Origin of the sequence: Shimia aestuarii, assembly GCF_022814865.1 — a bacterium.
Lineage (GTDB): Bacteria > Pseudomonadota > Alphaproteobacteria > Rhodobacterales > Rhodobacteraceae > Shimia > Shimia aestuarii_A.
The window spans coordinates 1-591 of record NZ_JAKVRD010000059.1 but is presented as its reverse complement, the minus strand read 5'-3'; the positions used below and the strand labels follow the sequence as shown (position 1 = coordinate 591).

1 protein-coding gene is annotated in these 591 nt (G+C 56.2%); it reads right to left on the bottom strand.

Translation table 11 applies throughout. The features are described from left to right. On the bottom strand, positions 1-591 hold a 591-nt coding region (locus tag MK745_RS19685), incomplete at both ends, for a GNVR domain-containing protein (RefSeq protein ID WP_279391869.1).

The window sequence follows — 591 nt, the reverse complement described above, 5'->3', positions numbered from 1 at the left end:
CGCTTGGAATGAACTCCAGTCCTTCGATATCGGTCGGTTGCACGACACCTTCTAGAGGGCGCTTGTCCGAGAGGTAGTCCGCAAGGCCAACCGTATCCTTCTTCAAGTTAAAATACTTGCGAAGCTGTCCGCGCCGCAGGTCTGCATCAATCAAACAGACTTTCTTACCCGACTGTGCCGCGACAACGGCGAGGTTGACGGAGGTAAAGGACTTCCCAGCCTCAGGCGCAGCGCTCGTGATCAAAACCGACTTGGATTGGGCATCCAGCATGCCGAAATGAAGACTGGTACGCAGGCTCCGAAATGCCTCAACGGCAAGGTCTACAGGGCTCGTCACCGCCAGGATTGGCCAAGCCTTGCTTTTGCTCCCAGCGCCTTCGGCGGAAAGAGACTTGTTGATTGTCGCGAAAACCGGGATTCCCAGATTTTCGATCTGCTCCGAGCTTTGAATGCCCCGGTGCAGAGCGTTTCTAACAAGAACGAAAGCGGCGCCGAGCAAGGCACCTAGAACCAAGCATAGACCCAGGATCATGCTCTTGCGTGGAGCGATGGGCTGCGGGGTCGCATGGGCCGTATCGAGAATCCGGACAT